This is a genomic window from Natronospira sp., from assembly GCF_007134575.1.
In the GTDB taxonomy this organism is placed as follows: domain Bacteria; phylum Pseudomonadota; class Gammaproteobacteria; order Natronospirales; family Natronospiraceae; genus Natronospira; species Natronospira elongata.
Genome location: NZ_SLKM01000316.1, coordinates 1 through 9,255, shown reverse-complemented (window position 1 = coordinate 9,255; position 9,255 = coordinate 1). Strand labels below are relative to the sequence as shown.

Annotated in this window: 7 protein-coding genes and 1 tRNA gene; 6 read left to right on the top strand and 2 right to left on the bottom strand. The window is 61.4% G+C overall.

Going from position 1 to position 9,255, the window contains the following annotated elements; genetic code table 11:
- Positions 1–77: 77 nt before the first annotated feature.
- On the bottom strand, positions 78–1,286 hold the full coding sequence (locus ACJWXQ_RS12905) for an MFS transporter (protein ID WP_406672961.1): 1,209 nt from the start codon (positions 1,284–1,286) through the stop codon (positions 78–80).
- Positions 1,287–1,371: 85 nt separating this feature from the next.
- Positions 1,372–3,183, bottom strand: coding sequence for a DUF885 domain-containing protein (locus ACJWXQ_RS12900; protein ID WP_406672960.1), 1,812 nt, complete (start codon positions 3,181–3,183; stop codon positions 1,372–1,374).
- A gap of 152 nt (positions 3,184–3,335) precedes the next feature.
- Between ACJWXQ_RS12900 and gcvT the strand changes: the two genes are divergently transcribed.
- The 6 genes from gcvT to ACJWXQ_RS12870 all read left to right on the top strand — a co-directional run bounded on the left by gcvT (position 3,336) and on the right by ACJWXQ_RS12870 (position 8,823).
- Positions 3,336–4,427: a glycine cleavage system aminomethyltransferase GcvT gene (gcvT, locus tag ACJWXQ_RS12895; RefSeq protein ID WP_346052593.1), complete on the top strand. Its 1,092-nt coding sequence runs from the start codon at positions 3,336–3,338 to the stop codon at positions 4,425–4,427.
- A 51-nt stretch (positions 4,428–4,478) separates the two neighbouring features.
- The gene (gcvH, locus tag ACJWXQ_RS12890; RefSeq protein WP_346052591.1) at positions 4,479–4,874 is read left to right on the top strand and encodes a glycine cleavage system protein GcvH; all 396 of its coding nucleotides are present in this window, start codon (positions 4,479–4,481) and stop codon (positions 4,872–4,874) included.
- A 68-nt stretch (positions 4,875–4,942) separates the two neighbouring features.
- The gene (gene gcvPA / locus ACJWXQ_RS12885) at positions 4,943–6,316 is read left to right on the top strand and encodes an aminomethyl-transferring glycine dehydrogenase subunit GcvPA (RefSeq protein ID WP_406672959.1); all 1,374 of its coding nucleotides are present in this window, start codon (positions 4,943–4,945) and stop codon (positions 6,314–6,316) included.
- Between the two features lie 38 nt (positions 6,317–6,354).
- Positions 6,355–6,654, top strand: a complete 300-nt coding sequence (locus tag ACJWXQ_RS12880) for a His/Gly/Thr/Pro-type tRNA ligase C-terminal domain-containing protein (protein ID WP_406672958.1) — start codon at positions 6,355–6,357, stop codon at positions 6,652–6,654.
- A 223-nt stretch (positions 6,655–6,877) separates the two neighbouring features.
- Complete coding sequence (gene aspS / locus ACJWXQ_RS12875) at positions 6,878–8,662, top strand: aspartate--tRNA ligase (protein ID WP_406672957.1); 1,785 nt, start codon at positions 6,878–6,880, stop codon at positions 8,660–8,662.
- Between the two features lie 85 nt (positions 8,663–8,747).
- Positions 8,748–8,823, top strand: a tRNA-Asn gene (locus ACJWXQ_RS12870).
- Positions 8,824–9,255 lie beyond the last annotated feature (432 nt).

Here is a 9,255-nt window from a genome sequence, read left to right as displayed (position 1 = left end):
TTAGCAGAAAACGGTAGGCCGTGCCGCGGGCACGGCCAGCTCGCCGCTCGTAGCTCGCCGCTCGCCGCTTGCGGCGTCTAGCGCCGCCAATGCCGGTCGAGGGCCAACATGGGCAACAGAATGGCAAAGACCATCATCGCCAGCCCCGGCAGCGCCCAGCCCAAAAGTCCGGTGCGCATGGCGATGTCGATCATCAGGGCGCCGGCGATGGGCCCGAACAGGGAGGCCCAGCCGTAGGCTGCGGAGAAGGCGGCATTGGCCTTGGGCAGGGCCTCGGAGCGGACGCGGTCGCCGATCAGCTTGAGACAGACCGGGTAGGTGCCGCCGCCGGCCAGGCCGACGATGGCGAAGCCGAGCAGGTTGGGGCCGTAACCGGCGCCGGACCAGGCCAGCCAGCCGGTGGTGATGGCGCCGGCCAGGCCGATCAGGCCCAGGCCGGCCAGCACCCGCAGAGCGCCGATGCGGTCGGCAAGCACGCCACAGAGCGGCTGGGCGAGGACCGAGGCAATCAGCATCACGCCGACGATGTTCAGGGTCTGGCTGCGGTCGAAACCCAGGCGATGGCCCTCCACCGGGTAGATGCCGGTCATGCCGTTGTCCAGGACCCCGAAGATCACCGCCCCGAACAGCCCCAGTATGACCAGTCGCCAGCGCAGGTGGCGGCCGCGGCGCCGGCTGGAGTCGGTTTCCGGTTTCGGCCGGGGGAGGCTTTTCAGCCCCCAGCGACAGACCGGAGCCACGATCACCGCCAGCAGGCCCACCAGGGCGAAACACCAGAGACCGAACCAGGCATAGGCCGGGGCCGAGAGCAGCACCCCGCCCCCGTAGCCGAGACCGAGCACAGTGCCATAGGCGGCCATGGCGCGACCGCGCTGATAGGGCTGTACCCCGCGCAGCAGTGCGGTTTCGGCGGCGATGAAAGTAAAGGCGGCCGCCAGCCCGAGCAGAAAGCGCACCGGGAACAGCAAATGCTCATGCCAGGCCAGGGCAAGCCCCAGCGCCGAGAAGCAAAGCCCCTGCAGGATGATCCCGGTCAAGGTGATCCAGCGCGGCCCCAGGCGGGCCACCAGGGTGCCCGCGAAAGGGCTGAGCAGGGCAATCGCCAGCGACAGGGTGGCCGAGACCGCCCCGGTGTAATACTCGGAAAAGCCCCGTTCTTCCAGAATCGAGGCCACCAGTGGCGCACTGGCCCCAAAACTGACCCCCACCAGGCCCATGGCGATGACCAGGGCCACCACGGCACGGGTGTTGAGGGCTTGGCTTTCGTCTCGGGGTTGGGGCGTCATTGGGTCGGTGATAGCACCGTAGGAGCGGATTCATCCGCGACGGGCGGCAATCCGCTCGCGAACGAATTCGCTCCTACGGTTGGGGTTATGAGGTTTGTTCTTCGATCCAATCATCCACAACCTGCTCCAGCACATCCAGGGGGATGGCGCCGTTGAGCAGCACGGTGTCGTGGAACAGGGCAATGTCGAAATCCTCGCCCAGGGCCTCCTCGGCACGCTGCCGCAGTTCGCGGATTCTGAGCTCGCCGATCTTGTAGGCCAGGGCCTGACCGGGCCAGGCGATGTAGCGGTCGATTTCGTTGATGATGTCGTGCTCGGCGCGGGCGGCGTTGCTCATGAAGAAGTCGATGGCCTCGTCCCGGGTCCAGTCCATGACATGCAGGCCGGTGTCCACGACTAGGCGCACGGCCCGCCACATCTCGTAGGTGAGCTGACCGAATTCATCGTAAAGGGTCTCATAGACCCCCATCTCGTGGGCCAGCCACTCGGTGTAGAGGGCCCAGCCTTCCACAAAGGCTGTGGGACCACCGTAGCGGCGGAACGCGGGCAGGCCCTCGATTTCCTGGGCCAGGGCGATCTGGAAGTGGTGGCCGGGCACCGCCTCATGCACGCTCAAGGCCGGGATTTCCCAGATCGGCCGGGTGTCCGGGCGATAGAGATTGACGTAGTAGAAACCGGCGCGGCTGCCGTCCGCCGCCGGCCGGGCGTAGTAGGCCGTGGTGGTATCCGGGGCGATGGAGTCCGGGATGGGCGTGACCCCGTAGGGCATGCGCGGCATGGTGTTGAAGAAGGGCGGAATCAGGCCGTCAATGCGCTTGGACTCGGCCCGGTAGTGCTTGAGCAGATCGTCGGGGTCTTCGTAGTAGAACTTCTCGTCCGTGCGCAGATAGTGGAGAAAGTCATCGAAGTCCCCTTCGAATTCCAGCGCTTCAATGATCTCGTACATCTCGCCGCGAATTCTTTCGACCTCGCTGAGCCCGATTTCATGAATTTCTTCCGGGGTCAGTTCAGTGGTGGTGAAATGCTGGGCCCGCCAGGCGTAGTAGTCCTCGCCATCGGGGAAATAGCGGGCCCCCAGGGTCTCGCGGGCACCAGGGACATACTCTTCGGTGAAAAAGTCATGAAAGCGGTGATAGGCCGGGATAACCACCTCATTGATGGCGGCGATGGCCTGTTCGCGCAGGCGCGCCTGCTCTTCCTCCGGGATGCGGTCGGGCATGTTCTCGAAGGGGGTGAAAAAGCCGCTTTCCTCGGCACTGTCCACCAGTTGGGACTCGATCTGCGGGGGAATGCGCTCGGCAATCACGCGCGGCAGGGTCCAGCCGCTCTCGATACCCTCGGCCAGCAGGGCGATGGTCTGGTCCATGTAGCCGTCGAAGGTCTGCATCCGGTCAATCCAGTCCTCGAAATCGGACTGCCGACTCATGGGGATGCGGTTGACCATGTCATCGGCGGACTGAATACCGCCGCGCTGGTTGAGAGTGATCAGGTGGTGATCGTAGTGATGGCCATCGACGCGGGTTTCATACTGGTAGCGGAAGAGGTCGTAATTGAGCTGTTCCTCTTCCGGCAACAGGCTGCGGTCGATCTCGTCCAGCCGGGCCAGGACCTCGCGGTCGGCGGCCTGGCTGGCGGCCCGCGCCTCATCGCTCAAATCCGGCCATTCGGCATTGTAGCGGCGGTCACCCTGGGCAGACGCCATGGTCGGATTTTCCCGCAGCCCCCGTTCCCACTCTTCGTCAAACAGCTCGTGCAGGGCGGCAACAGCGGCTTCCGAGGCATTGGCCCCTTCATTTGCTGTGTCCCGCTCGCTTTCCTGCACCCCTTCCTCGGGGGCGTCACAGGCGGCGGCAATGGCCAGCCCGGCGGCGAACAATAGGGTCCAGACAACTCGCATAGTCAGCTCCTCATATTCCGTTTCGGAATGTAGCGCGGGGCGGGGTTTCGCGTTGGTGCCCGCCAGTCCCTTCCGGTATCATGTCACGCTTCCCGGGCCCAATCCGGGGCTCGACCGAATCGCGGACCAACCAAGGATAAACAAGGACCCGTATGGGCAACAGAACCCCCCTGTACGATCAGCATGTGGCACTGGGTGCCCGCATGGTGGATTTCGGCGGCTGGGACATGCCGGTCAATTATGGCTCCCAGATCGAAGAACACCACAAGGTACGCCAGGAGGCCGGCGTTTTCGATGTTTCCCACATGACCGTGGTGGATGTCGAGGGTTCCGGCGCCCGTGATTTTCTTCGCTACCTGCTCGCCAATGATGTGGCCAAGCTCAAGGGCCCCGGCCGGGCCATCTATGGCTGCATGCTGGATGAGCAGGGCGGCATTATTGATGACCTGATCACTTACTGGCGGGAGGAAGGTCGTTATCGGCTGGTGGTCAATGCCGCCACGCGGGAGAAGGATCTCAATTGGATCATGCGTCATGCCGAGCGGTTCGACGGGGTGACGGTGATTGAGCAGGCCGATACCGCCCTGCTGGCCATCCAGGGCCCCGCCGCGCGGGAGCGGGCCGCAGCCCTGCTGCCCGGCGAGCATCGGGAGGCGGCGATGGCCCTCAAGCCCTTTGGCTGTGGCGACTTCGGTGATGTCTTTGTTGCCCGTACCGGCTACACCGGCGAGGATGGTTTCGAGATCGTGATCCCCGCCGAACAGGCCCAGCGTTGGTGGCAGGGCCTGATGGAGGCCGGCGTGGTGCCCGTCGGTCTGGGCGCCCGTGACACCTTGCGTCTGGAGGCGGGTCTGAACCTTTATGGCAGCGACATGGATGAGTCGGTGACGCCATTGGAATCCGGTCTCGCCTGGACGGTGGCCTGGGAGCCGGCCGAGCGCGACTTCATCGGCCGTCAGGCGCTGGAAAAGCGCCGCGCCGAGGGCGCCAGCGAGAAATTCGTGGGTCTGATTCTGGAAGGCCGCGGCGTCCTTCGTGCCGGACAGACGATTGTCTGTGGCGCCGGCGAGGGCGTGACCACCAGCGGCAGTTATTCGCCCACCCTGGAGCGTTCCATCGGCCTGGCCCGGTTGCCCGGGGATTGCGGCGAGACCGTGGAAGTGGAGATTCGCAAGCGCAGGGTGCCAGCCCGCGTGGTCAAGCCTCCTTTCGTCCGGCAGGGCGAGATCAAAGTCGCCCTCTGAGCCGTTTGGATCAGGGCGGAAAAATCATCTCAAACTAGGGAGACAGGCGATATGAGCAATGTCCCGGCGGAACTAAAGTACAGCAAGAACCACGAATGGGTGCGGGTGGAAGATGACGGTAGCCTAACCGTGGGGATTACCGACCACGCCCAGGCGGCGCTTGGGGATCTGGTCTATGTGGAGGCCCCGGAGGTGGGTGAAAGCTACGGTGCCGGTGATGCCTGCGCGGTGGTGGAATCGGTCAAGGCCGCCTCTGATGTCTATTCACCGGTGGCCGGCGAAGTGATCGAGTCTCACGAGTCCCTGGCCGATGAGCCCGAGCACGTCAACGAAGACCCCTACGGCGAGGGCTGGATTTTCCGTCTGCGTCCGGATAAGCCCGAGGATGTGGATGCCCTGCTGGATGTCGATGGCTATCAGAAAATGCTGGAAGAGGAGGATGTCTGACGGAGATACCCGTCTGCACTCCTCGCTATCGAGCGGATTGTTAACCTGACGAGAACTGGATAACGGCGATGCCTTTCATTCCCCATACCGAGAACGAAGTCAAGGAAATGCTCGACGCCATTGGCGTTGACAGCATTGAGACTCTGTTCGATGAAATTCCCGAGAACCTGCGCATTCATGATCTGCCGGGGGTGCCCGAGTCGCTCAGCGAGATGGCCATCACCCGGTTGATGCATGAGCGGGCCGGCCGGGATGGCCAGCCAGCCTGTTTCATCGGCGCCGGTGCCTATGAGCATCACATTCCGGCCGCGGTATGGGAGATCACCACCCGAGGGGAGTATTACACCGCCTACACGCCCTACCAGGCCGAGGCCAGCCAGGGCACCCTGCAGCTCATCTATGAATACCAGTCCATGATGACCGAGCTGACGGGCATGGAGGTGTCCAATGCCTCCCTCTACGACGGTGCTTCCGGTCTGGCGGAAGCCTGTCTAATGGCGGTGCGGGCCAATCGCAAGTCCAAGTCTCGCCGCGTCCTGATGCCGACCTCGGTTCATCCCCTCTACCGGGACGTGACCGATGCCATTGCCGGCAGCCAGAAGCTGGCGTTCGAGGACATTCCCTATTGCGCCGAGTCCGGCACCACGCTGCTGGATGGTTTCAAGCGCTTTGAGGGAGAAGACATCACCGCCGTGGTTATTCCCCAGCCCAACTTCTTCGGCAAGCTGGAAGAAGTTAACGCCATCACCGACTGGGCCCATGCCCAGGGCGCGCTGGTGATCGGCGTGATCAACCCCACCAGCCTGGCCATCATCGATCCACCCGGTAACTGGGGGGAGCAGGGCGCCGATATCGTGGTGGGCGAGGGCCAGCCCCTTGGGGTGCCCATGTCCTCCGGCGGGCCCTACTTCGGCATTCTCTGCTGCCGCCAGAAGATCGTGCGCCAGATGCCTGGTCGTATTGTTGGCCGCACCGTGGACGAGGAGGGCAAGGAGGGCTTTGCCCTGACCCTGCAGCCTCGGGAACAGCATATCCGCCGTTCCAAGGCCACCTCCAACATCTGTACCAACCAGGGTCTGATGGTCACTGCGGCGACCATCTACATGGCGCTGCTGGGGGCCGAGGGCCTGGCCCGCGTGGCCGCCACCAGCCATCAGCGCACCCGTCAATTGGTGGATGCCCTCTGTGAGCTGGATGGTGTTGAACCGGTCTTCGACGGCCCCTTCTTCCATGAGGCCGCCATCCGCCTGGATCGCCCGGCCGAGAAGGTGCTGGCCGCCCTGGCCGAGCGTGACATCCTCGGTGGCCTGTCCCTCAAGGACTGGTACCCGGAGCTGGGTGAGGCCGTGCTGGTCTGTGCCACCGAAACCAAGACCGAGGACGACATTCGCACCTACCGTGATGCCATGAGCGACGTACTGGCATCGGTGAAGGCCGCCTGATTTCTCCGCAAGAGCAACAAGACCCAGGAGGCAGTGGCATGGCTACGATTACTCTGCAGGGCAAGAAAATTCATACCGCCGGCGATTTGCCGGCAGTGGGTAGCACGGCACCGGATTTCCGGCTGGTGGCCGGTGACTTTTCCGATCGCAGCCTGAAGGCCCTGATGCGGCGCGCAGACAGACTTGGTGCCACGTATGTCCTGCTCGTGGGAGACGACGAGCTTTCAGGGGGTGCAGCCAATCTGCGGCACATGGGGACGAAGGAGCAGGTGGCCATCACCATTGACAATTTTGTAGAAAACATCAAGCGGCAAATCGGCGCATCCGATGATTCATAAAATTTCCACGAAACCGGGAGACGATTTTTTTCCCGGTGATTCCGGGCCAACCGACCTTTCATAACGCTGCCCCCGGCGCCCGCCGGGTTGTGGGTACGAAACAGGCACGTTTATTGCATTTGTGATTGTGCCGCGGTTCGGGGAACTGAAACCCGGCAGCGTCAATCGGGATGCAACATGTAAGTTGGCAAACAAGAAACAGTGTGTAAAAGGAGTTGAAACAGTGACGGACCAACTGGGAGAAATGCGTCGTACCCATCATTGCAGCGCGCTTCGAAAGAGCGATCTTGAAACCCGTGTGATGCTCATGGGATGGGTCCAGCGGAGGAGGGATCACGGGGGCGTTATTTTCGTGGATTTACGGGACAGGGAAGGACTCACGCAGGTTGTGTTCAACCCGGTTCACAATCCCGCGGTTCACGAGAAAGCGCATGCCATACGGAACGAGTACGTGATTGCCGTGGAAGGCCGCGTTTACAGTCGCCCAGAGGGGATGGCCAACCCGAACCTCCCGACCGGGGAGATCGAGGTGATGGTGGATGAGCTGAAAATCCTGAACCGGGCTGTCACTCCGCCGTTCATGATCGACGATGACAACGGGGCAAGCGAGACCATACGCCTCCAGAACAGGCACATCGACCTTCGCCGGCCGAACCTCCAGCGCAACATCATCATGCGCCACCGGGCGGGTGAGGCAATTCGCGCCTATCTCAACGACCTGGGGTTCCTGGACATTGAAACCCCGTTTCTCACCCGGTCCACGCCCGAGGGGGCGCGTGACTACCTGGTCCCCAGCCGCACCAACCCGGGCAATTTTTACGCCCTTCCCCAGTCGCCCCAGTTGTTCAAGCAGTTGTTGATGGTCTCCGGGTTCGACCGGTATTACCAGGTTGTCCGCTGCTTCCGGGACGAGGACTTGCGTGCGGACCGCCAGCCGGAATTCACCCAGATCGATTTGGAAATGTCGTTCGTGGGGGAAAGCGATGTCATGGAAGTCGCGGAAGGACTTGTTTCCGCCGCATTCCAATCCGCGGGCGTGGAAGGCCTGAATACCCCGTTCGACCGGATGACCTATGCCGAGGCCGTTGGCCGGTTCGGCCTGGATCGGCCGGACATCCGTTTCGGCCTGGAGCTTTGCGATATCAGTGACATCGTTGCGAACGCCGGGTTCAAGCTGTTTGCGGACGTGGTCAAAAAAGGCGGGGTGGTAAAGGCCATCAATGCAAAAGGGTGTGCCGGGTTCACCCGAAAGGAAATAGACGATTTCACGGCGTTTGTCGCCGTGTACAAGGCGCGCGGCCTGGCATATATCAAGGTCAGGGAAAGCGAGTGGCAATCCCCCATCGCCAAATTTTTCACCGAAGCGGAAAAATCCGCCATGACCGAACGCTTGGACATGCAACCCGGGGACATGGTTTTTTTCGGGGCGGACGAAGCCCCCATCGTCAACGAGTCCCTGGGGTACCTGCGAAATCATCTTGGCCGGAAGCTGGGGTTGATCGACGACACCGTATACCGGTTTGTGTGGGTCACGGATTTTCCCCTGGTCGAATATGATTCCAACGAAAAACGGTACCAGGCGCTTCACCACCCCTTTACCGCCCCCATGGAAAAAGATTGCAACAAGCTTGAAACAGACCCCCTTTCCGTTTTGTCCAGGGCTTATGACCTGGTGTTGAACGGTGCGGAAATCGGCGGCGGCTCAATCCGTATCCATGACCGGGATTTGCAGGTCCGGGTCTTGAAAACGCTCGGAATGGAAAAAGACGAATACGAGGACAAGTTCGGGTTCCTGCTCAATGCTCTGGAGTCGGGGGCGCCGCCTCATGGCGGCATCGCGTTCGGTTTCGACAGGCTCATGGCGATCCTGTGTGGTAGCAGTTCCATCAGGGAAGTCATTCCATTTCCCAAAACCCAGAAAGGGAGCTGTCTGCTCACTTCCGCCCCCTCGCGCGCCGGTAACGAACAGTTGCAGGAGCTTGGGCTGAGGGTCACGGTGGTTGAATAAAAATAAAAGAATTTGTATGTTTTTTCTTGACAATATTTTTATATCCGACTAAAAAGACAATCTCTGAGCATCGGTTGTTCATTATTCCCCAGTAGCTCAGTTGGCAGAGCAGGTGGCTGTTAACCACCGCGTCCGTGGTTCGAGTCCGCGCTGGGGAGCCAACCAAAAGCCCGGGAGAGTAGTCCCGGTTAATATATATAAACCCCGCAAGTCAAGTATTTGCGGGGTTTTTTTTGTGTTTTGCCGACTTGCGCGGCTGAGTGAGCACCCTCCCGATCCGCCGTTTAGATGACTGCGGTCCGGGAACCGGGTGCCTCTAAAGGGTTGGAACGGCGCTACCGATAATGTCCCTTCCAAATTTTCCCGTTTTCCATTTTTTCGAGTCGCCTTGTTTGACACCTCGTTTGCATTCGGAGGTCCACATGATAGTTGAATTATAGTATTCACACAGTGTTGTCGGACAAGGCTGTTGCATGATAGGTTCTGGCTGGAATGACGGACCCTTGGGGGTGGCACTGGCAACTTGTTGCCGGTGTTGCGAAGCAACAAGAGGAAAACCTCCCGGCCTTCGGCCACCGGCAACAAGTTGCCGG

Coding starts and splice junctions, on each gene's coding strand:
- gcvPA (WP_406672959.1), top strand. CDS start 4,943: ATGCCTTTCATTCCCCATACCGAGAACGAAGTCAAGGAAATGCTCGAC.
- gcvT (WP_346052593.1), top strand. CDS start 3,336: ATGGGCAACAGAACCCCCCTGTACGATCAGCATGTGGCACTGGGTGCC.
- gcvH (WP_346052591.1), top strand. CDS start 4,479: ATGAGCAATGTCCCGGCGGAACTAAAGTACAGCAAGAACCACGAATGG.
- ACJWXQ_RS12880 (WP_406672958.1), top strand. CDS start 6,355: ATGGCTACGATTACTCTGCAGGGCAAGAAAATTCATACCGCCGGCGAT.
- ACJWXQ_RS12905 (WP_406672961.1), bottom strand. CDS start 1,286: ATGACGCCCCAACCCCGAGACGAAAGCCAAGCCCTCAACACCCGTGCC.
- ACJWXQ_RS12900 (WP_406672960.1), bottom strand. CDS start 3,183: ATGCGAGTTGTCTGGACCCTATTGTTCGCCGCCGGGCTGGCCATTGCC.